This is a genomic window from Myroides sp. C1519 (genome assembly GCF_038039755.1).
GTDB classification, from domain to species: domain Bacteria; phylum Bacteroidota; class Bacteroidia; order Flavobacteriales; family Flavobacteriaceae; genus Flavobacterium; species Flavobacterium phaeum_A.
Genome location: NZ_JBBPHM010000009.1, coordinates 1 through 23,558, shown reverse-complemented (window position 1 = coordinate 23,558; position 23,558 = coordinate 1). Strand labels below are relative to the sequence as shown.

Below are 23,558 nucleotides of genomic sequence, written 5' to 3'. Positions count from 1 at the left end.
TCACTTTTACGCCTATATAGTATCATTTAGTAAGGCAACACTGACAATATTTACCAGCCTTTTGTACAACTTTTAATTTGAAAAGGATTATTAATCCAAATAGTATTATTTTTGTATTCAATCTCATTTACAAAGAATGACATCAATTAATAAAAAGACATTACAAGATTTAGAATTCCATACAGTTTTAGAAACTGTTTCTGCACTTTGTGTAACAGAAGCAGGTAAAGAAGCTGCTTTGGAAATCGGACCATATAAAACAGAAGAATCTACTATTCGAGCGTTAAAACAAACGTCTGAATATGTTTCTTCATACACTAATAACAATATAATTCCCAATCATTATTTCGACGGCATTGACTACGAATTAAAGTTTTTAGGAATTGAAGATAGTTTTCTTGAAGTAAGTAGCTTTAAAAAGATATTTACACTGACAGAAACAACACTGAACTTACTTGTTTACTTAAAGAAATTTGAGGAATATTACCCTAATTTATATAGTAAAGCAGTTGATTATCCCCTTGAAAAAAGTATCTTAAAAGATATTGAAAATGTATTGGACAAATACGGAGAGATCAAGGATAATGCTTCTCTTGACTTAATGAATATTCGCAAGAACATTAACTTAGTAAGAGGAAAAATCAACCAAAGCTTTGGTGCTGCTTTATCGCAATACAACAGTGCAGGGTATTTAGATGATATCCGTGAAACTGTGGTTGAAAACAGACGTGTATTAGCTGTAATGGCAATGCACAGACGTAAAGTGAAAGGTAGTGTACTTGGTCAATCTAAAACGGGAAGCATCGTTTATATTGAACCAGAGGCTACACTCCGTTTTTCAAGAGAATTAAACAACTTAGAATACGAAGAGCGAGAAGAAATAGTGCGCATCTTAAAAAGATTAACGAATACAATTCGCCCATTTAGAGAGTTGTTGTTTGACTATCAAAACTTCTTGACTTTTATTGATATTACGGCTGCTAAGGCAAAATATGCTAATAAAATTAATGGTCTGTTACCTGAAATAACATCTGAAAGAGAAATGTATTTCAGAGAAGCCTACCACCCTATTCTATTGGTTAACAACAAAGAGAAAAGAAAACCAACTTATCCTCAAACAATTAGTTTAGAACAGGATAGTCGTATTATTGTTATCTCTGGACCAAACGCTGGAGGAAAGAGTATTACGTTAAAAACTGTTGGATTACTTCAACTTATGTTACAGTCAGGTTTACTTATTCCTGTTCACGAACGCAGTAAAACCTTCTTATTTGATCGAATTTTAACTGACATTGGAGACAACCAGTCAATTGAAAACCATTTAAGTACATATAGTTACCGCTTAAAGAATATGAATTACTTCTTGAAAAAGTGTAACGACCGTACTTTATTTTTAATTGACGAGTTTGGTACTGGGTCTGACCCTGAATTAGGAGGAGCTTTAGCTGAGGTATTTTTAGAAGAGTTTTACGATCGTGAGGCTTATGGTATCATTACCACTCACTACACTAATTTAAAAATATTAGCAGATGAATTACCTAATGCCACCAATGCCAATATGTTGTTCGACGAGAAATCACTTGAACCAATGTATAAGTTAAACGTGGGACAAGCTGGTAGTTCATTTACTTTTGAAGTAGCACAGAAAAACGGTATTCCTTTTAGCTTAATCAATAGAGCTAAGAAAAAAGTGGAAGGTGATAAAGTTCGCTTTGACAAAACAATTGCTAATTTGCAAAAAGAGCGTCATAAGTTAGAACGTACCTCTCAAAACCTAAAAGAGGAAGAAACAAAAGCAAGAGAAGAGAGTAAGAAAATGGAATCTATCAACACGAAGATTCAAGAAAAATTGGAGAGATACCAAGAGCTTTTCGACTCAAATCAACGCTTAGTTTCTCTTGGACAACGTTTAGATGATCTATCAGAAAAATACTTCAACAATAAAAGCAAGAAAACTCTGTTTGGAGAAGTATTAAAAGTTGTTGAAATTGAAAACTCTAAGCGTAAGAAAGTTACCATAAAAGAGAAAAAGGAGAAAGAACAACAACAGAAAGAGCTTATCAAAGAGGTAGAGCAAAAAGTTGAGGTGATTCGCCAAGAAAAGAAAGAAGAGAAGGTCAAAAAACAACAAGAACAAGTTAAAAACAAAACGAACTTCCCTCTAAAAGTTGGAGATAGAGTTCGTATGATAGACGGTCGTTCTGTTGGAACAATTGACGTTATTGAAAAAAATAAAGCTACTGTTAACTATGGTTTCTTTACTTCTAAAGTAAGTTTAGATCAATTGGAAATGGTACAACGTAAAAAGTAATGTTAGATATACCACGAAATAAAAAAATAATCTTGTTTGACGGTGTTTGCAACCTTTGCGACAACACCGTTCAAAAGGTTATTAAAGCAGATAAAAACGATCAGTTTAGATTTGCTTCTTTAGATTCTGAAATCGGTAAACAGATTTTGGATTACATTGGTGTGGATAGACAAAAAATGGATAGCATTGTGCTTTACCAACCAGGTATTTCTTACTACCTAAAATCCCAAGCAGCTTTTAAGATAGCTTCATACTTAGGACTTCCCTACTCTCTGATAAATATCTTTTCCGTTTTTCCCAAAGCACTTACAGATATTGGTTATGATTTTATAGCTAAAAATCGTTATAAATGGTATGGAAAAAAGGAAAGTTGTATGATTCCTAATGAATCAATTAAACAGAAATTTCTATAATTTCTAATCTTAATACTTTTTTGTGATTTTTTAATCGCAAATAATTTCACTTAAACTTAGGCATTGCTTATATTTGCGTACTTATAAAAAACTATTCTCGAATGCAGATTTCATACAATTGGTTAAAACAATTCATTAAATTAGACATTACACCAGACGAAACTTCAGAAATCTTAACAGACTTAGGTCTTGAGGTGGAAGGAATCACTCACTATGAGAGTTTAAAAGGTGGTTTAAAAGGAGTTGTTGTTGGACACGTATTGTCTTGTACAAAACATCCTAATGCAGACAAATTAAACGTAACAAAAGTTGATTTAGGAACGGGTGAACCAGTACAAATCGTTTGTGGTGCTCCTAATGTTGCTGAAGGACAGAAAGTACCTGTTGCTACAATTGGTACAGAATTATTCGATGCAGAAGGAATTGCATTCCAAATCAAAAAAGGTAAAATTCGTGGAGAAGAGAGCTTTGGTATGATTTGTTCTGAAGTAGAACTTGGAATTGGAACAGACGGTAGTGGTATTTTAGTTCTTGATAACAAATGGGAACCAGGTACTCCTGCTGCAACTATTTTCAATGTTGTAACTGACGAAGTTTTTGAAATTGGATTAACTCCTAACCGTTCTGATGCAATGAGTCATTGGGGGGTTGCTCGTGATTTAAGAGCTGGCCTTTTACAAAACTCAAAAGAGGAAATTCAACACAAAGAGTTGATTACTCCTTCTGTTAGTAAATTTAAAGTAGAACGTAGAACGTTAAAAATTGACGTAAGCGTTAATGATTATAAAAAAGCTCCAAGATACTGCGGAGTTACTATTTCTGGAGTTGAAGTAAAACAATCTCCTGAGTGGTTACAAAACAGACTTAAAGCTATTGGAATTGCTCCTAAAAACAATATCGTTGACGTTACAAACTATGTACTACACGATTTAGGACAACCGTTACACGCTTTTGATACAGCTAAAATCAAAGGTGGAAAAGTTATTGTTAAAACTGTTGACGCTGGAACAAAATTCACAACTCTTGACGGAGTTGAAAGAACTCTTCACCAAGATGACTTGATGATTTGTGACGAAAACGGTCCAATGTGTTTAGCAGGTATTTTTGGAGGATTAAAGTCAGCTGTTTCTGAAAACACGACAACAATCTTCTTAGAAAGTGCTTACTTTAACCCAGTAACTATCCGTAAAGCAGCTAAAAGACACGGTTTAAATACTGATTCATCTTTCCGTTTTGAAAGAGGAATTGACCCGTCTATTACAGAATATGCTTTAAAGCACGCAGCTTTATTGATTCAACAAGTAGCTGGAGGTGAAATCACTTCTGATATCGTTGATTTATACCCTAAGAAAATTGAAGACAACTCAGTATTCTTAAACTTCAACAATATTACTCGCTTACTTGGAGAAGAAATTCCAAAGGATACAATCAAGAAAATCTTAGTGTCTTTAGACATTAAAGTACATAGTATGTCTGACGTTGGTATTGGTATTACTGTACCTGCTTACCGTGCAGACGTAACAAGAGAAATTGATATCATCGAAGAAGTATTACGTGTATATGGTTTCAATAATATCACTTATTCTTCTAAATTAAACGCTACAATTGCGGCAAACTCTCGTACTGAAGATCATAAAGTACAGAATATTATTGCTAACCAATTGGTTGCTCAAGGGTTCCATGAGATTATGAATAACTCATTAACTACTCCTGATTACAGCAATTTATCTGAGAATATCAATTCAAGTTTCCAAGTAGATATCTTAAACCCATTAAGTCACGACTTATGTGTAATGAGACAATCTTTACTTTTTGGAGGTTTAGAGTCTATTTCTTACAACATCAATAGAAAACGTGGAGATTTAAAATTCTTTGAATTTGGTAAAACTTACCACAAAATGCTAAACAGTTATGAAGAATACAAACGCTTCGCTGTTTTTGCAACTGGTAATATTACTAAAGCAAGTTGGAACTCAACACAAAAACCTGTTGATTTCTTTGAATTTAAAGCTTACATCAACGCTATTGTAGCACGTTTAGGATTAACAAAAACAACAACTCAACCTGTTGAATCTGACATCTTCTCTGAAGGTATCGCATACTACTTAGGTAAAGATCTAATTGTTGAATTTGGTATTCTTAAGAAAGGTGTTCTTAAAGAGTTTGACATAAAACAAGAGGTATTCTATGCAGAGTTTAATTGGGACAACACAATTAAAATGTTGTCTGCTAAAATTAAATTTACTGATATTAATAAATACCCTTCTGTTAAACGTGACTATGCTCTTTTAATCAATGAGAACGTTACTTTTGGAGAAATCTACAATATCGTTAAACAAGTTGATAAAAACATTATTAAAGATGTTACATTATTTGACGTTTACCAAGGAGACAAAATAGAAGATGGTAAAAAATCTTATGCTATTTCTATCTTAATGGAAGATTCAAGTAAAACATTAACTGATAGTCAAGTTGAAAAGATAATGGGTAAAATCCAATACCAACTTGAAAACAACGTTGGTGCTCAATTGAGATAATAACAAGATTCATATTTATACATTATAAACAAAAGCCTAAACTAAATAGTTTAGGCTTTTGTTATTTTAAGACATATACAAAATAGCATTACTTATAAGGCCACTATAATTATAGAATTTTAGCCTTAATTAACTTACTACATTCCTATATTGAAAAGAAAAAATATTAAACATAAAGCACTTAAAAATAAGTAAACTTTCTATTCTTATTTAAACAGTAAAATAATCTAAATAATTTATTGAAAATATAGAAAATAAAAAAGCCAATACAAATAAATGTATTGGCTTTCCTATATAATATATTTTAGTAAGTCAAAGACCTATCCTAAAACTTCTTTTACTTTTTTACCGATTTCAGCAGGAGAATCAACAACGTGGATTCCACACTCAGCCATAATACGTTTTTTAGCAGCAGCAGTATCATCTGCACCACCTACGATAGCACCAGCGTGTCCCATTGTTCTTCCTTTTGGAGCAGTTTCTCCAGCGATGAATCCAATAACAGGTTTTTTGTTACCATTTTCTTTTACCCAACGAGCAGCATCAGCTTCTAATTGACCTCCAATTTCACCAATCATAATGATTGCTTCAGTTTCTGGGTCAGCCATTAATAACTGTACAGCTTCCTTAGTTGTAGTTCCGATAATTGGATCACCACCAATACCAATAGCAGTAGTAACTCCTAATCCTTGTTTTACAACTTGGTCAGCAGCCTCATAAGTTAAAGTTCCTGATTTAGAAACAATTCCTACAGTACCTTTTTTGAATACGAAACCTGGCATAATACCAACTTTAGCTTCACCTGGAGTAATAACACCTGGACAGTTAGGTCCTACTAATCTACAATCTCTACCTTTGATATAGTTGTAAGCTTTGATCATATCAGCAACAGGAATTCCTTCTGTGATACAAATAATAACTTTAATTCCTGCATCAGCAGCTTCCATAATAGCATCTGCAGCAAATGCTGGTGGAACGAAGATAATAGATGTATCAGCACCTGCTTTCTCAACTGCTTCTGAAACTGTATTAAATACTGGACGATCTAAGTGAGTACTACCACCTTTTCCTGGAGTAACACCACCAACAACGTTTGTTCCGTACTCAATCATTTGAGAAGCGTGGAATGTACCTTCACTTCCAGTAAATCCCTGAACGATTATTTTTGAATCTTTATTTACTAAAACACTCATGATCTTGTTTTTATTTATTTAACTTACTTACACAAAAATAAACAATTCTATTAAGCTATAAAACTTTTTATCCCTTTATAAGTGAGTTTAACTGATTAATTAATTACATTACCTCAATTTTGTCATTTTGACTAAAAAATCAAACAACTATTAGAGAAAATAACCTATATATTTTTAGTTTTTGCAAGTAATTCTGGAATTCTTTTAATATTAGCCATTTGCTTCAATTTATCTCTTGACTCCTCTGCAGGATATCCAAAGTAAACTTTACCTCCAGCTAATGACTTAGAAACTCCTGATTGAGCTAATACAACAGCCTTACTACCAATAGTAATACCACTTGTAGTTCCTACTTGTCCCCATAAGGTTACTTCATTCTCAATAACCACGCAACCAGCAATACCACATTGTGCAGCAATCAAACTACGACTACCTACAACTGTATCATGCCCAATATGAACTTGGTTATCAATTTTTGCCCCCTCTTTAATAGTAGTATCTCCTGTTACCCCTCTGTCAATTGTACAAGCGGCACCAATACCAACATTATCTTCTATCACTACTCTACCACAAGAAACTAAAGGATCAAATCCTTCTGGACGTTTTTTGTAATAAAAAGCATCAGCACCTAAAATAGTACCTGCGTGAATAACTACATTATCACCAATTACCGTACCATCATAGATAACAACATTTGGATGAATAAGACAGTTCTTTCCGATAACAACGTTGTGTCCAATAAACACACCTGGTTGAATAACACTACCTTCACCAATTACAGCATCTTTTGCACGAACTTCTGTAGCTGGTTTAAAAGGGTTAAAGAATTTAGACAATTTATTAAAGTCTCTAAACGGATCGTCAGAAATCAATAAAGCCTTTCCTTCCGGACAAGGTACATCTTTATTAATCAAAACGATACTTGCATTAGAGTTTAATGCCTTATCATAATATTTTGGATGATCCACAAACACTACCTCTCCTTCTTGTACAACGTGAATCTCGTTTATACCATAAACAGGGAAGTTAGAATCTCCAACAAATTTACAGCCAATAATTTCCGCTATTGTCTGTAAATCTTGAACTTTTGCAAAACGCATGATATATCTTCTAAAAAATTATTCTTTGATACGCTCCATGTAAGCACCTGTAGCTGTATCAATCTTAACTTTATCTCCTTCATTGATAAACAAAGGAACGTTGATTGTAGCTCCAGTTTCTACAGTAGCAGGCTTAGTTGCATTTGTTGCAGTATTACCTTTTACACCTGGCTCAGTATATGTAATTTCTAAAATAACAGAAGCTGGCATATCAACTGAAAGTGGTAACTCAGTATCTGTATTAATTTGAACCATTACCATTTCTCCTTCTTTTAATAAATCAGGAGCATCTAAGATATCTCTTAATAAAGTAATTTGTTCATAGTTCTCAACATTCATAAAATGGAACTGATCCCCTTCTGGGTATAAATATTGAAATTTATGTGTTTCTACTCTCACAGTATCAATTTTGTGTCCAGCAGAAAAAGTGTTTTCTAATACTCTACCATTAGTCAAACTTCTCATTTTTGTTCTAACGAAAGCAGGTCCTTTTCCAGGTTTAACGTGTAAGAATTCAACAATTTTATAAATATCATTGTTGTACTTAATACATAAACCATTTCTAATATCAGCTGTAGTTGCCATTTTCTAAATATATTTAGTTTAATACTTAATTCTAATAAATTCCTGAATATCCTCTCATAATTCCTCTTGAAGAACTACGGATAAACATAATAATCTCGTCTCTCTCTGGAGTAGCCTCCATCTCAGTTTCTATAATTTCCAAAGCTTGACTTGTATTATAGTTTTTCTGATATAACAGACGATAAATTTCTTGAACTTCTCTAATTTTATCTGGAGTAAACCCTCTTCTTCTCAATCCAACTGAGTTAATACCTGCATATGAAATTGGCTCACGAGCTGCTTTAATATACGGAGGAACGTCTTTACGAACCAATGTACCACCTGTAATGAATGAATGAGAACCAATTGTACAAAACTGGTGTACAGCAACAAGACCTGCTAAAACTACAAAATCCCCTACTGTTACGTGTCCAGCTAAAGTACTTGAATTTGAAAAGATACAGTTATCACCTACGATACAATCGTGAGCAATATGACTATATGCTTGGATAAGACAATTCTTTCCAACTACAGTTTTGTATCTATCTTTCGTACCTCTATTTATAGTTACGCATTCACGAATTGTTGTATTGTCTCCAATTTCTACTGTAGTAACTTCTCCCTCAAATTTTAAATCTTGTGGTTCTGCTGAAATTACCGCTCCTGGAAATATCTTACAATTTTTACCAATGCGTGCCCCTTCCATAATAGTCACATTTGACCCAATCCAAGTTCCTTCACCAATTTCTACATTATTGTGAATTGTAGAAAACGGCTCAATCACTACGTTACGTGCTATTTTTGCTCCTGGGTGAACGTATGCTAAAGGCTGATTCATATTATCTCTTTATTTAATTTTTAATTTTTGAAATTTGAGCCATTAGCTCTGCTTCAGCTACAAGTTTTCCATTTGCATATGCATATCCTTGCATATGACAAATTCCACGACGTATAGGCGTGATTAATTCTAACTTAAAGACTAAAGTGTCACCTGGGGTAACTTTATGTTTAAACTTAACATTATCCATTTTCATGAAATAAGTTAAGTAATTCTCAGGATCTGGTACTGTACTTAAAATCAAGATTCCTCCTGATTGCGCCATTGCTTCACAGATTAAAACCCCTGGCATAACTGGTGCTCCTGGGAAGTGACCAACGAAAAACTGCTCATTCATTGTTACGTTCTTCAATCCTACTACGTGAGATTCAGACATTTCTAAAATCTTATCTACAAGCAAGAATGGAGGTCTGTGTGGTAACAAGGCCATAATTTGATTCACATCCATTAAAGGTTCTTTATGCAAATCATAAGTAGGTACTTGATTACGCTTTTCATTGCGAATAATCTTAGACATTTTCTTAGCAAAACTTGTGTTCACTGAGTGCCCAGGTTTATTAGCAATTACTTTCCCTCTAATACGAGTTCCAATCAATGCTAAATCACCGATAACGTCTAATAATTTATGACGAGCTGCCTCATTAGGATAATGTAAAGTAAGGTTATCTAAAACACCATTTGGTTTAACGCTTATTTCGTCTTTTCCAAACGCCTTTTTCAAGTGTTCCATTGTCTCTGGAGAAATCTCTTTATCCACGTAAACAATAGCATTATTCAAATCTCCTCCTTTGATTAACCCGTGAGCCAACAAAGCTTCTAATTCGTGTAGGAAACTAAATGTTCTCGCTTCAGAAATCTCCTCTTTAAAATCGTGAATTGATTTAAGAGTAGCATTTTGAGTACCCAACACTTTTGTTCCAAAATCTACCATTGCTGTAACTTGGTAGCTATCACAAGGCATTACGATAATCTCACTTCCTGTAGTTTCATCTACAAAAGAAATTACCTCTTTTACGATATACTCATCGCGTTCCGCATCTTGTTCTACAACTCCAGCCTTTTCTACAGCTTCAACAAAGTATTTAGAAGACCCATCCATAATCGGTGGCTCAGATGCATTTAATTCGATAATAACATTATCTAAATCACATCCAACAAAAGCAGCTAAAACGTGCTCAGTTGTTTGAATTTTAACACCTTTTTTTTCAAGGTTTGTACCACGTTGTGTTGTCACAACATAATTTGCATCTGCTTCAATAACAGGATGCCCTTCCAAATCCATACGAACGAACGTAAAACCATTGTTCACTGGAGCTGGCTTAATAGTCATAGTAACCTCTTGACCTGTATGTAATCCAACACCCTTTAATGTTACTTCATTCTGGATGGTTTTCTGTTTAACCATAATTAAATCTCTTTAAATATTTTGATAGACTATAATTATATCTTCTTTTTTAAATCTTCTACATCACTTACTATCTTAGTCAAATTCTTGAAATGACTATATGAACGTAAGAAATCACCGTGTGCAAATGCAGGAGTTCCTTGAACTGCAGTATTGCTTTCAATACTTTTACTCACACCTGCTTGTGCTTGAATCTTTACATTATCTCCAATCACAATATGCCCTACGATACCAACTTGTCCTCCAATAAGACAATGTTTCCCAATTTTAGTTGATCCCGCAACACCAGTTTGTGATGCGATTACTGTATTTTCTCCAATCTCTACATTATGAGCGATTTGAATCTGGTTGTCTAATTTAACACCTTTGCGGATAATAGTAGAACCTAAAGTAGCACGATCAATTGTCGTTGCTGCTCCTATTTCCACATTATCTTCAATGATTACATTACCAATCTGTGGCACTTTACTATAAGTTCCATCAGCATTGGGTGCAAATCCAAATCCATCTGATCCAACAATTACACCTGCGTGAATTGTACAATTATTACCAATAACAGTTTCAGAATAGATACGTACACCTGCAAAAAGCACAGTGTTATCTCCTATTCTTACGTTATCACCAACAAATGTATTCGGATATATTTTTACGTTTTTACCAATCTTAACATTCTTACCTAAATAGCAAAAACTACCTAAATATAACTCTTCCCCGTATTCAACACCTTCAGAAATAACTGACGGTTGTTCAATACCAGACTTCATTAATTTAACTTGATTGTAATACTCCAACAATTTAGAAAATGCTTTATACGCATCATCTACCTTAATTAAAGTAGCCTCAATTGGGTGTTCTGGTTCAAATGTTTTATTAACAATTACTACCGAAGCTTTGGTAGTGTAGATATGATGTATGTATTTAGGATTTGCTAAAAAAGAAATAGACCCTTCAGTTCCTTCTTCAATTTTAGCTAAAGTACTTACTTCGATTGCAGGATTTCCTACAATATCTCCTCCTAATACTGACGCTATTTGTTCTGCTGCTATTTTCATTGTGGCAAAAATATAAAATATAATTGAAACTTAACTTTCAAAAACGTTTTTTGGATAACAAACAAAGTACTTTGTTACTAATTTAGTTAATGACTTTAAGTTTAATTCATCTGAAATCGATAAAACATCTTTTACAGAGCCATCTTTCTTCAAAATCATAATCGGTTCTTTACTCTTGCTATACGCTTGGTTTTCAACCTTGCCTTTAAACACAAAATACTTTGCTGCTTCATTAGAAATACCATACTTTTCTGTAATTTTATCTAACATCACATTCATCTTGGCTTTTGTCTCTTCTTTATCAGAAACAATCTCAATTCGCAACAACTCACGATTCACAATCATTTTACTCAATTCTGCTAAAATAAAGTCTTTGTGAAACTGCCACGACTTCAAAGCTCCCATAATGTCAGAATCATCTAACAAAGCGAACTTCTCTAATGCCATTGTATCAAAATCATCGTGATCAATGTGATTTTTCAAAAAGAACAATAGCGACTCACTACACCAAAGCTCAACACCTTTATGCGTTAACTCTTTTGCTCTCTTCAAAATGCGCACCAAAATTAGCTCAGCACATACACTTGTTTTATGTAAATACGCTTGCCAATACATCATACGACGTGCTATCAAAAACATCTCTACAGAATAAATTCCCTTTTTCTCTACAACTAATTCATCATTGACTACATTCAACATTTGAATTAATCGCTCTGAGTTGATATTCCCTTCCGCTACCCCACTATAAAAACTATCTCGTTTTAGGTAATCCATTCTATCCATATCCAACTGACCTGAAATCAATTGCAACATAAACTTACGGTGATATCTCCCTTGAAATATTTCAATCGCCAAACTCAATTGTCCGTTAAACTCTTGATTCAAGCGATTCATAAATAAAATAGAAATCTCCTCGTGATGAACTCCTTCCACAATACTTTCTTCCATTGCGTGAGAGAATGGCCCGTGTCCAATATCGTGTAGCAAAATAGCCACATATAGCGCATTCTCTTCCTCTTCAGAAATAGAAACATTTTTGAATCGAAGTACTTGCACTGCCTTTTGCATCAAGTGCATACAACCTAAAGCGTGGTGAAAACGCGTATGATGAGCTCCTGGATAAACAAGATAAGATACCCCCATCTGAGATATTCTTCTCAAGCGTTGAAAGTAAGGGTGTTCGATTAAATCGTACACTAAAGAATTCGGAATCGTAATGAACCCATAAATAGGGTCATTCAATATCTTAAGTTTATTTAATTTACTCAATGATTATTGTTTTTTTGATAAACACTTACAAATATAGCAATATAATAAAAGCCGTACCTATTTCCTACGAAAAGATACGGCTTTTATTAATTAATTCACGATTTACTTAACGTTTTAAGCGTCTAAATCGATTTGAAAAGAGTTTAAGAACGCAATTGAACGCTCAATATCATAATGTAAAATACGGTCTGCATCTACAAATGGCACTTCTTCTCTGTATATTTTTACAAATGATTCTATAAAATCACTTGATTTAGCAGGTCTTCTAAACTCTAAAGCTTGTGAAGCATTCATAAGCTCAATAGCTAAAATACGCTCTAAGTTCTCAACAATACGCAATGCCTTTGTAGCACCGTTTGCTCCCATACTCACGTGATCTTCTTGTCCATTACTTGAAACAATACTATCAACGCTTGACGGAGTAGCTAATTGCTTGTTTTGGCTAACAATACTCGCTGCTGTGTACTGCGGAATCATAAATCCTGAATTCAATCCTGGATCAGATACTAAAAACGCAGGTAATCCTCTTAAACCAGAAATCAACTGGTATGTTCTTCTTTCAGAAATACTACCTAATTCAGCTAATGCAATTCCTAAAAAGTCTAATGCTAAAGCTAATGGCTGTCCGTGGAAGTTCCCACCTGACACAATAATATCCTCTTTATAGAACACATTCGGATTATCTGTTACCGAGTTTATTTCTGTTTTAAACACGCGATCTACGTAGTCAATTGCATCTTTTGACGCACCGTGAACTTGAGGAATACATCTAAAAGAATACGGATCTTGTACGTGTTCTTTTGGTCGTTTAATCAACTCCGATCCATCTAACATTTCATTGAAAAACTGCGCTGTTTCAATCTGCCCTTTATGAGGTCTTACAAAGTGAATCAACTCGTTAAAAGGCTCTATTCTACCGTCAAACCCCTCTAAAGAAACTGCACCAATTACGTCAGCTAAATAAGACAAACGCTTAGATTTAATCATTACATAACAACCGTAAGCACTCATAAACTGTGTTCCATTCAACAAAGCTAATCCCTCTTTAGACTTCATCGTTATTGGTTCCCATCCGTTTTTCTCAAGCACTTTAGCAGCAGGTTGACGGAATCCATCTGCATACACTTCACCTTCACCAATTAAAGGCAATGACAAGTGAGCTAACGGAGCTAAATCTCCAGATGCCCCTAAAGAACCTTGTGTATAAACAACAGGTAAAATATCGTTGTTATAAAAATCAATCAAACGCTCTACTATAGCTAATTGAACCCCTGAATTACCATAACTCAAAGACTTAACTTTTAGCAACAACATAATTTTAATAATCTCTTCCGGAACCAACTCTCCAGTTCCACAAGCGTGAGACTTCATTAAGTTCTCTTGTAATTTAGACAAGTTTTCATTGTCAATTTTCACGTTACACAAAGAACCAAATCCTGTATTAATTCCATAAATAGGATCCTTGTGCTCCGCCATTTTATTGTCTAAATAAGTACGACAATTTTCAATATTTGCACGTGCTTCCTCTGACAATTGGATCTTTTGACCCTGTGTTAATATTTCATTTAATTTCTCAATTGTAAATACATCTGAGCTAATATAATGTACTGCTTCCATAAGTTTTTGTTGGTGGTATAATATAAATTTATCTTGTAAACACTAATTTATTTCCTTTCGAATCTCCTTCGCTCCAAGCATATCCATCTACATTAAACTTTTTCAAGCCATCTAAGTCCTCAATACCATTATCAATGATATATCTAACCATCATTCCTCTTGCTTTCTTAGCGTAGAAACTAATCACTTTTAGCTTCCCATCTCTAAGTTCTTTAAACTCCGGAGTAATCAATGTAGCCTTTAACGCTGCTTTATCTACAGCACTAAAGTACTCATTACTTGCCAAGTTTACCAATAACTCTCCTTGCTTCATTTCTTTATTTAGCGATTCTGCAATCACTGGTTTCCAAAACTCATACAGGTTTGCATTAGCACCTACAGGCATCTTAGTTCCCATTTCTAATCTATAAGGCTCTATCTCATCTAACGGTTTCAAAATACCATATAAACCAGATAAAATCCTAAGCTTATTTTGTAATTCTTCTATTTGTTCAACTTTCAACGAATAAGCATCAAGTCCGCCATAAACATCTCCATTAAACGCAAAAACCGCCTGTCTAAAATCTTCCTCATTTCCATCCTTCTTCACAAAAACACGCTCTTGATTACGCTTCCAATTCAATTCAGCCAAATTCGATGAAATCTTCATCAATGCCTCCAAGTCCATTGGAGTTTTTGATTTCAACACTTCATTAATCTCTTTCGATTCTTTTATAAAAATGGGTTTTGTACTTGTAAGCACAGGCACCTCACTTGTATAATCTAAACTCTTTGCTGGCGATATTAAAATTTTCATATTTTCTTTTTTATGCTTCCCAAATATAGGGTAAGTATTTAAAATATCATATTTTGCAGAGACACCTTTTCGCTAATTTATATAGCATTAACAATATTTTATACACTTAAACAATAGTACTACAGTCCTTTAAGATAACAATACTAAACCTTCTTAAATTAATTACTCGCAAACATCATTTTACCTCAAAAACACAACACCCTGAAAATCAACCCCACACATTTACGCATTCGCAAAACAGAAACTCAAACAGCAGAAGTTTTAATAATAAAGTAATTTATATTCTTTCATATAACTTATTCCCTCCTCTTTAAGCATAACTCGAAAATGCAAAATAAACTCTCTCACACCTCAAAAATGCCAAAGTGATTATTTTAATATCAAATGCACTAAAAAACAATTATTGCCTCCTCTTCAAACACTTCTATGAGTGTCGTCTGAGAGCCCTCTGAGTATTCTCCGACAAAATGACCCTCAGCCCAGTATTCTCGAAGGATTGTCGGACTATTGTCGGACAAACCCCTTTTAAGACACGCCTAAAAACTAAATAATTACTGAAAAAAAAGCAATAATTAAAAATATAAAATACTTATAATCAATATTTTACACTTTAAAAAACAACTACTTTCATACTTTTACAAAGCAGCAGCATTCCCTACTTTTTTAATAAAAAATAGGCTTAAAAATACCTTTTTGACCCAATTTAAGGTAATAAACACAAGTTTTTTACACAAAAAAAGGGACCTTACTTAATGTAAAATCCCTTTGTATCACAAACAGAAAAATTATATTTCTCCGTTTATCACCTTATTTTTAAACTCCGTTGGTGTAATTCCTACAAAATGTTTAAAGTACTTATTAAACGTTGTTTTCGAATTAAAACCGGAATTTACAATAACACCATCAATCAACAAATCTTGGCGTTCTTGCATAATTTTTTTAGCATACTTAATACGATAACTCGCTACTAAGTTGTAAAAATTAACTCCCATTGTTCTATTGAGTGTATCTGACAACTGCGCCTTGGTAAAATTAAGCTCCTTTGCTAACATTTCAACTGTAAAGTCACGATCTAAATACAACGTACTCTTCTCAAAAAACTCAATTACCTTACGACTATCTTCTGTACAAATTGGCAAAGTATCATACTGTAACATTGGCTTTACTTTTTCCAATACCAAGTTTGATTGATTAATTCCAATTACCTCGTGACAATCACAGTATGACAGTCTAACTAAAGTAACAATGGAATAAATTAACCCAACTCCCACAGTACTAAAAAAGAAATACTCAAAGACAGTATTGTATTCTAACTCGTGATAAATGTAGGTCAATTTTGAAAAGTTAACTGTCGTCGCTGCTATTAAAACAAGTGAAACTACCAATATATAGTTCAACTCCATTGACGTTACAACATCCTTGCGTTCTTGTACTTCCTTAATCTCTTTTAAAAGACAAGACAAATTAGTTACATTACAGCAAACTACCGCTATAAGTAAATACATCTGATTGTAGTACAACATATAAAACAAGGCACTGAAAAAGACCAATAACAAAACACCGAAGCGCACATTGTGATGCTTTCTCGCTCTACGTTTTAAAAAGAACAATAATAAAAAGCCTTCCAAATAAATAAAGTACAAAGGTGCACCTATAAATTTTGTTACAATACTATAAAGAAAAATAACTATTGAAAAGACTATTAATAACCTAAATTGAGAGATAGATCTCTCGGGCTTTAACTGCATAAATTTGATGTGGGGATTTATTTAAAAATTAGCAAAACATATAGTTGGGGATGCTTTGCTGTAAGTGAAACCGACTAAGTAGTTCACTTATTTTATTTGATTCTATTTCTATTACAAAGAGCTCCCCGAAAGAAGCTCTGTATATTAACACGTTATGTTTTACTCTTTTTTTTCCTTACAAAAGAATTATTCTAACATCCTTTACTCTTCAATATTAGAAGAAACGAGGAGTATTAATTCTTCCTGTGCGACTAAAAATATCGAAGCGTAAGAAGATCTCATGTGAACCTGAGTTGTAATTTCTCAACGATGTTGTATCTGCATCATAAGCATAACCTACAAACAGATTATCATTCACTTGGAAACCTGCCAAAGCACTTACTGAAGCATCCCAACGATAAGCAGCACCTACTGTAAACTTATCAACGATTAAGAAGTTCGCCGTTAAGTCAACTTGTAAAGGAGCTCCCTCTACCGCCTTCATTAAGAAAGCTGGTTTGAACTTCAAACTCGGGTTTAATTCAAAAACATAACCTCCCATTAAGTAGAAGTTTGCTTTTTGACGCATTGTTTCTAAATCGTTATCGTCATATCTATCCGAAGTTAAAAAGTTCGGAACTGACAATCCAAGATAAGCTCTGTCTGAATACAAATAAAGACCAGCCCCTAAATTTGGCGTAAACTTATTGTTGATATTAGTTTGAGAAACAGGATCCAAAGGATTGTGAATGTTCAATTTCGTATAATCTACATCCAATAAATTAGCTGTTCCTTTAATACCAAAGGCCAACTTATAATCTCTGTTCAAATCGATTGCATACGATAAATCAACAGAAATATTGTTTTCATCCATTGCACCCAATCGGTCATTAGTAAAATTAACACCTAATCCCAATCCGCTTTCTCCTAAAGGAGTTGCAACAGAAACATTAGCTGTTTTAGGTGCACCTTCTAATCCTACCCATTGTGTTCTATACATTCCAAATACACTAAGAACACCTCTCGACCCAGCATAAGCAGGGTTAATATTGTTCGTATTGTACATATACTGCGTAAACTGAGGATCTTGTTGCGCATACATTTGACTGAAACAGCCTACTGCAAGTAGGCTAATTCCAATCTTCTTTATTTTATTATGAATACTCATAGATTCTTTTCTTAGTTGTTATCTAAATGCAAATATCCAGATTTTTTAATCATTTTAGAGCCATTAGCATCTTTATGCTCGTAGCTAACAATGTAAAAATACGTACCTGATGGTAACTTTTCGTTTTTGTTTACAGTAACACGACCTTCTGAATATCCACGGAAAACGTTTCCGTTACTATCATACGCCTTAGTTTCATAAACCTTCACCCCCCAACGGTTGTACACTTCCACTGTATTATTTGGAAACTTATTGATATTGTCAATTAAGAAATAATCGTTCTTATCATCTCCGTTAGGCGTTACTAAGTTATAAATAACTATATCACCATCCAATAGCAATTCTTTTTTTACAGTAGCAAGGGTAAAGAATCCATATCCTTTTACAGATGCAGCAGTAGTAATTTCTTTTTTATCCATATCAACTACTCCTCCTTCATCAACCCAAACTTGCTGTCTTGCATCCCAACGAACAATGTGTAATTCCTTTTCCGGATCTTTTAACAACTCAGCTGGTGTTGTACGTTCATCCCAACTCAACGTTAGCATAATACCACGCTCACTATTGTCATTCCCTTTTTCAACAGTCCAATACTCGCGTTCATCAAGTAAATTAATTACTCCAGATTTTCCTGAACGAGCTCTAAAGAAATTCTTGTCATCAAGTGAATATTTCCCTTCAAAGGCATCCTTTATATTTTCTGGAGCACTTATACGTGCATAACGATAAATTCCCTTGTCTCCTTTTGGATATTGAAATTCTTCATTTCCTTTTTTCTCTACGAACCCCTCAGCGTGACTTCTATCCTTTGGATGTAACGCTTTAGAACCTTGATGAAATGTAAGTGCCCCTTTTAGAGAGTCCACTTTAATAATCCCATCTTTAAAATCCATAGAACCATTTACGTTCATTTCGTTTTTAAGATCAAAGGCAACGTAGTTTTCTGCATTATCCAAAACCACATCAAAAAACTCTGTTGGTTTTGACCCAGAAATTACTTGCTTTCCTTTTTCATCTTCGTAACGAGTAAAGATTGCTTTAGACTCTTTTGCTCCATCACTATGATAATATAAATCATCATTGTTAAAGTTACTATAGTAATAAGCTGTACCGTCGTTTATTACATTTCCTCCTTTTGTATTGTCAAAGTCATAAATAGTAGATAATACTCCACCTTCAGCAATAGAGATTATCCCTTCATTTAGCAACACCTGATCTTTCTTATCCTTTTGTGCAACAATTGCACTTGGAGCCATTAACCCAACAAGCGCAACCTTAAATAATTTTTTTGATTGCATAATTCTATTTATAAACTTATTAACTTATCTACTTTTATTTGGCAACATTGGGTTAGTCATTGTATTACAAGTCTTAACTTCAATAATAACATCGTTTGACGTGTCTGAACACTTTTCGTTATCAACTTTCAACCTAACAAAGGTTCCATTAATTTCCTTCGTAACATGTGTCAAGTTTAATTTATTATTGTCAATTCCAACAACACCATTAAAACTATTATTAGTCAAAACATTCCAATTGTTACCAGTTATAGAATATTCCCATATATATTTAATCTCCTTTCCCGAAGAAGAAGGTATAATTACTTCCTTGTTAAAGTTTTCACAAACAATTATCCTTTTTACATCTTTAACTACATTAGGTAAAGGATTTATTGTGATTTTAAAAGGCACTAATTTTCCCGTACAACCATTTTTAGTTTCCGCAACATAATATTGATAATCACCTATTTCAAAAGGCAAAACAAAATCTTTCAATTGATTCCCTTTTACATCAAAATATATTAATGAGTAGTTATTCTCTTTCCCTAATTTAGAAAGTTCCACAGGTAAAGATATATTTTCGCCAAAACAATATGATACATCATGTACAACAGGAGTTGAATCAATTTTATCTAAGCTTGTCTCAAACCTCACATAGCAACCATCTTCCATTCCTGGCACAACAGCGTAATACATCGTTTTCTCTCCACTAATATTTGAAACAGGGAAATTACCTTTTACTAAGTTACTTTCTAAATTATTTCCTAATGGAACTTGCTTATAAAATTTAGTACCTATAGGATAATTTGCTACAATATCTTCTCTTGTAAATACATTATTCGCTAACGAACAAAAAGCTTTAAATTGCATTATTCCATTTTCTACTGGTGGATTACATTGCTGTGCAAATTCAGAACTAATTTGAATTGTAGAAATAAAATCGTCATAGACTGGACCAGAACAAAAACTACTTCCATAATCCTTTACTAATGCCGACTTAACTTTAGTTCCTGAAGTCGCTCCAACACCAGTAATATCACCATTTATACGAACTTCAAGTCCACACATATTTGTAGACAAAAGTACACAATTATTAGATACAGCAAACCTGTATTTTAACTGACCTAATAATCTTTCTCTATCCATATATAGTGGTAAATTACCTATTTCCCAAACAATCATACCTCCTGCTGTTTCTTTAGGATCGCTTGTACCTCCTATCGGTGGTACCCATCTAACATTACCTTTTACTGGAAGATTTTTCGCTATTTCAGCTCCTGCGAAATGAAGATTAAAGGGAACTGGTATTTCTATTCGTGTATCATTAACAACCTCACTACCTTTATTATACATATCTAATTGAAACTCCATTTCTTGCCCAGGTCTTAACTCGCCATTATGCTTTGGAGTAAATTCTTTAAAGGTAGTAGCTTTATTTTCCCCTATTACCTCAGGCACATATGCATCAACAGCAAAAACAATATTGTGAATAATATAAGTATCTTGGTTTGAACCAAAAGCAAATGTTGTTGATTCTTGATTATTCCCAATTAATTGATTACCTCTGTTATCCAATTCAAACATTGCAATATCAATACCTGTATTATTATCAATATTTGGGTTTCTTGGATTCCCTCCAGTATAAATAGAGGAATTAAAGAAATTATTTTTTGAATTCTTTTCATGCTGTAACGCATTCCATCCCCATTGAGAATTATTCCATATATAAAAATAATCCCCAGATATATCTTCATCTCCTTCACCTGCCATCATCCCCATTTTTATTTTAACATCTCCTTTTTGAACTGCCCTAAAACCTTCAACACGTAAAGTAGCAGAACCAACTGCTTTAGACATATATCCATAACCATCAAAAACAGTAATATTTCTCCAATTCATAGATTGATTCTTATAAATAACAACCATACCCCAACCTCCATAATATCCAGTTCCTCCACCATTACCTTCATTTAAAGCCATATCTGCTACAAAATACTCTCCTACACCATTTTTACGAACATAATCAGTGACATCTGCATAAGCGGCATACATTGCTCCTTCAGTAGTCTTTGGATAATAAATATCATTTGGATCTGCTACTATATCAATATATTTATTACCATCCTTTTTGAACTTCACTCTACGTTTATCAAGTGTCTTTACTGACGATTTGCCTTGATTTATTTTTAGACGAACATTGTTATTTTTATTAGTGTAAGAAGATAAACTTCTACTATCTCTCGTTATTTGGTGAATTTCTACACCACTTACAACTAAAGGTTTATCAAATGTAAATATCACAGTATTTCCACCACCATTGAACATCTGACCTTCAGCACTTATAAAAACACCATACCCATTTTCTTGATAAGAAACCCTACCATTTGAATCAAATCTAATAGACAGTTTCTTTCCATTTATGTCAAAATCGTATTGTGGAAAATTACTACCAAATAGGGAATGCTGTGTACTTATATACAATCTATAATTATTAAAAAAATCACTATTGCTAAAAGTAAACCATCTACTATCAGAAAAACTATCAACACTAAAGACATCAGGACTTTCTCTTATGCTTTTTTTATCAATATCGTGAGCACGACCAGTCCAATACAACCCCGCGTAAACGATTTCAGAACATTCAGGATTTTCAAGCACTAATGTACTCGATGAAGAGTTTATTGTGCTTGGATCATTATCTATGTCTACATATTTCATAGTCCCTGCATTTGATCCTCCATTAAACTCAACTAACGTAAGATTAGTATTACCAATCATTGTGAAATCACCTTGTAGCGAATAAACCTTTTCATTTTTAAAAGGTTTGGGCGCTTGACTTGAAGTTCTCTGCTTAAAATCTTTCTTCACTTGTGCAGATACACTCATATTAGTTAAAAAAGACAAAAAAACACTTCCAAATAATAACACTTGTTTAACTATATTTTTTTTCATCGACTTGTTTTTAATTAGGCTGTAAAACCTGATTATACACAATAACTAATTCTTTACCGTTATAAGATTCAAACTGACTTAATACCATATCCTTATTCAAATCTCCTTCAAGTCCTAAAAAAATATATTTTAATGCTGTGAATTTTTTTAAGTTAATAACATTTTCCAATTTCAAATTATTCGTAAAAATCATTGCCTCAATACTATCTAAAACATCAACACTCTCCAAATCTACTAATTCTTTAAAATCACTCACTATCAATACTTTTACATCTTTAGTGGAAGTAGAATAGTCTGAAATGATTGTTTGAATATCTGAATTAAATAAATAATCATCAAAAATAACTTTATCAGATTCCTTTAAGTTACTTAGAACTTCATTGAAGTTTTTAATTGTAATATTTTGAGCTTGTGCTTTAAAACTAAAGCACAAAAACAAAATCATTGTGACGTAAAATATGTTTTTTCTAATCATAATTAATCCTCTTTTACTGAAAATACAATATTTATAAAACTACCAATATTAACGTCTCCTGTAGAACTAACTGTATAAGTCATCTTTCCATCTTCAGTTATAGAATCTATCGTAAAAACTCCTGGAGTAGCATAAGTAATATGAAAACCTAATTCCGTTGCAGGTAATACAGGAAGAGTACCTGCTCCTTTACTACTCTTCACAGGAGTACCAAATTGTTGTTTATATATAGCATACAAGTCAATTTTTCCTTTCCTTGTTGAATTATCAAATGACACTCCTTCCTGCATTACACCACTCGCTGCAGTTGGAACCATAACCGATGGCATATAGAAAAACTTCGGCATTGCTGCTTTCAAGGCTTTAATTGTTTTTAAAACACCTTTACTATCAGCAACAACAATATTATCCGTAGCTGTACCTTTTATTTCATTGATTTCATCAATTTTAACGTGTCCATGAACTACATTTAATGCATTGTACTTAGAAGTCTCTCTTTTATCCTCTTGTAATTCTCCAGCTCCATAATTTAATAGTCCTACTTTAAAAGTATCATCTTTATCTAATGACATTCTTACTCTTCTATCTAAACTAAATCTGATTCCGCTATTAGTAGCATTACCTGAAACATTAGATGAGAATTCAAGACCAGCGCTACCTCCTGAAGAAGAAATTTGCCCTACCGAATTAGGATCTTGAAAAACATAAAAATTGCGTCCTAACGAAGTAAGCTGTAAAGTACTTCTTTGAGTACTTGTTATCTGAATACTATTTTCTGAAGAAGCTTCATTCTGTCCCCACTTATTGAAGTCGTCTTGACTTTTGTAAAATAAAAAAGGGTTATAGAAATTTGTGTCGCTA

The 23,558-nt window shown here is 33.4% G+C and carries 17 protein-coding genes and 1 pseudogene; 3 read left to right on the top strand and 15 right to left on the bottom strand.

Translation table 11 applies throughout. The features are described 5' to 3' along the window. Window positions 1–136: 136 nt before the first annotated feature. The 3 genes from AABL81_RS06725 to pheT all read left to right on the top strand — a co-directional run bounded on the left by AABL81_RS06725 (window position 137) and on the right by pheT (window position 5,261). Window positions 137–2,311 carry an endonuclease MutS2 gene (locus AABL81_RS06725; protein ID WP_158211047.1) on the top strand — a complete coding sequence of 725 codons (2,175 nt, stop codon included), beginning with the start codon at window positions 137–139 and terminating at the stop codon, window positions 2,309–2,311. Next, the gene (locus AABL81_RS06720) at window positions 2,311–2,724 is read left to right on the top strand and encodes a thiol-disulfide oxidoreductase DCC family protein (RefSeq protein WP_090410271.1); all 414 of its coding nucleotides are present in this window, start codon (window positions 2,311–2,313) and stop codon (window positions 2,722–2,724) included. The genes AABL81_RS06725 and AABL81_RS06720 overlap by 1 nt, the downstream gene beginning before the upstream one ends. A 101-nt stretch (window positions 2,725–2,825) precedes the next feature. Next, window positions 2,826–5,261 carry a phenylalanine--tRNA ligase subunit beta gene (pheT, locus tag AABL81_RS06715; protein WP_158211048.1) on the top strand — a complete coding sequence of 812 codons (2,436 nt, stop codon included), beginning with the start codon at window positions 2,826–2,828 and terminating at the stop codon, window positions 5,259–5,261. Between the two features lie 320 nt (window positions 5,262–5,581). On the opposite strand, the gene sucD is transcribed toward pheT, so the two are convergent. The 15 genes and pseudogenes from sucD to AABL81_RS06640 all read right to left on the bottom strand — a co-directional run. Beyond that, a complete protein-coding gene (gene sucD, locus AABL81_RS06710; protein WP_090408306.1) occupies window positions 5,582–6,454 on the bottom strand; it encodes a succinate--CoA ligase subunit alpha in 873 nt (290 codons plus the stop codon). 164 nt (window positions 6,455–6,618) lie between these two features. Further along, the gene (locus tag AABL81_RS06705) at window positions 6,619–7,554 is read right to left on the bottom strand and encodes a UDP-3-O-(3-hydroxymyristoyl)glucosamine N-acyltransferase (RefSeq protein ID WP_341340649.1); all 936 of its coding nucleotides are present in this window, start codon (window positions 7,552–7,554) and stop codon (window positions 6,619–6,621) included. Window positions 7,555–7,572: 18 nt separating this feature from the next. After that, on the bottom strand, window positions 7,573–8,139 hold the full coding sequence (efp, locus tag AABL81_RS06700; protein ID WP_158211050.1) for an elongation factor P: 567 nt from the start codon (window positions 8,137–8,139) through the stop codon (window positions 7,573–7,575). Between the two features lie 31 nt (window positions 8,140–8,170). Next, window positions 8,171–8,956, bottom strand: coding sequence for an acyl-ACP--UDP-N-acetylglucosamine O-acyltransferase (lpxA, locus tag AABL81_RS06695; protein WP_090408296.1), 786 nt, complete (start codon window positions 8,954–8,956; stop codon window positions 8,171–8,173). Window positions 8,957–8,969: 13 nt separating this feature from the next. Next, window positions 8,970–10,361: a bifunctional UDP-3-O-[3-hydroxymyristoyl] N-acetylglucosamine deacetylase/3-hydroxyacyl-ACP dehydratase gene (locus AABL81_RS06690; protein ID WP_341340648.1), complete on the bottom strand. Its 1,392-nt coding sequence runs from the start codon at window positions 10,359–10,361 to the stop codon at window positions 8,970–8,972. Between the two features lie 35 nt (window positions 10,362–10,396). Then, window positions 10,397–11,413, bottom strand: a complete 1,017-nt coding sequence (gene lpxD, locus AABL81_RS06685; protein ID WP_158211052.1) for a UDP-3-O-(3-hydroxymyristoyl)glucosamine N-acyltransferase — start codon at window positions 11,411–11,413, stop codon at window positions 10,397–10,399. Between the two features lie 30 nt (window positions 11,414–11,443). After that, window positions 11,444–12,682 (bottom strand): HD domain-containing protein, encoded by a 1,239-nt coding sequence (locus AABL81_RS06680; protein WP_158211053.1) that lies wholly within the window; start codon window positions 12,680–12,682, stop codon window positions 11,444–11,446. 114 nt (window positions 12,683–12,796) lie between these two features. After that, entirely contained in the window at window positions 12,797–14,299 is a 1,503-nt protein-coding gene (gene hutH, locus AABL81_RS06675) for a histidine ammonia-lyase (RefSeq protein WP_341340647.1), read from the bottom strand. A gap of 28 nt (window positions 14,300–14,327) precedes the next feature. After that, on the bottom strand, window positions 14,328–15,095 hold the full coding sequence (gene yaaA, locus AABL81_RS06670; RefSeq protein WP_158211055.1) for a peroxide stress protein YaaA: 768 nt from the start codon (window positions 15,093–15,095) through the stop codon (window positions 14,328–14,330). Window positions 15,096–15,880: 785 nt separating this feature from the next. After that, window positions 15,881–16,723 carry a helix-turn-helix domain-containing protein gene (locus AABL81_RS06665; protein WP_341340646.1) on the bottom strand — a complete coding sequence of 281 codons (843 nt, stop codon included), beginning with the start codon at window positions 16,721–16,723 and terminating at the stop codon, window positions 15,881–15,883. Between the two features lie 334 nt (window positions 16,724–17,057). After that, window positions 17,058–17,990 (bottom strand): PorP/SprF family type IX secretion system membrane protein, encoded by a 933-nt coding sequence (locus AABL81_RS06660; RefSeq protein WP_341340645.1) that lies wholly within the window; start codon window positions 17,988–17,990, stop codon window positions 17,058–17,060. Between the two features lie 11 nt (window positions 17,991–18,001). Further along, window positions 18,002–19,288, bottom strand: coding sequence for a gliding motility-associated C-terminal domain-containing protein (locus AABL81_RS06655; protein ID WP_341340644.1), 1,287 nt, complete (start codon window positions 19,286–19,288; stop codon window positions 18,002–18,004). 24 nt (window positions 19,289–19,312) lie between these two features. Continuing rightward, window positions 19,313–22,222 (bottom strand): hypothetical protein, encoded by a 2,910-nt coding sequence (locus AABL81_RS06650; RefSeq protein ID WP_341340643.1) that lies wholly within the window; start codon window positions 22,220–22,222, stop codon window positions 19,313–19,315. A gap of 10 nt (window positions 22,223–22,232) precedes the next feature. Continuing rightward, window positions 22,233–22,697, bottom strand: a complete 465-nt coding sequence (locus AABL81_RS06645) for a hypothetical protein (protein WP_341340642.1) — start codon at window positions 22,695–22,697, stop codon at window positions 22,233–22,235. Between the two features lie 2 nt (window positions 22,698–22,699). Further along, window positions 22,700–23,558, bottom strand: a pseudogene (locus tag AABL81_RS06640) (hypothetical protein); the annotation flags it as partial.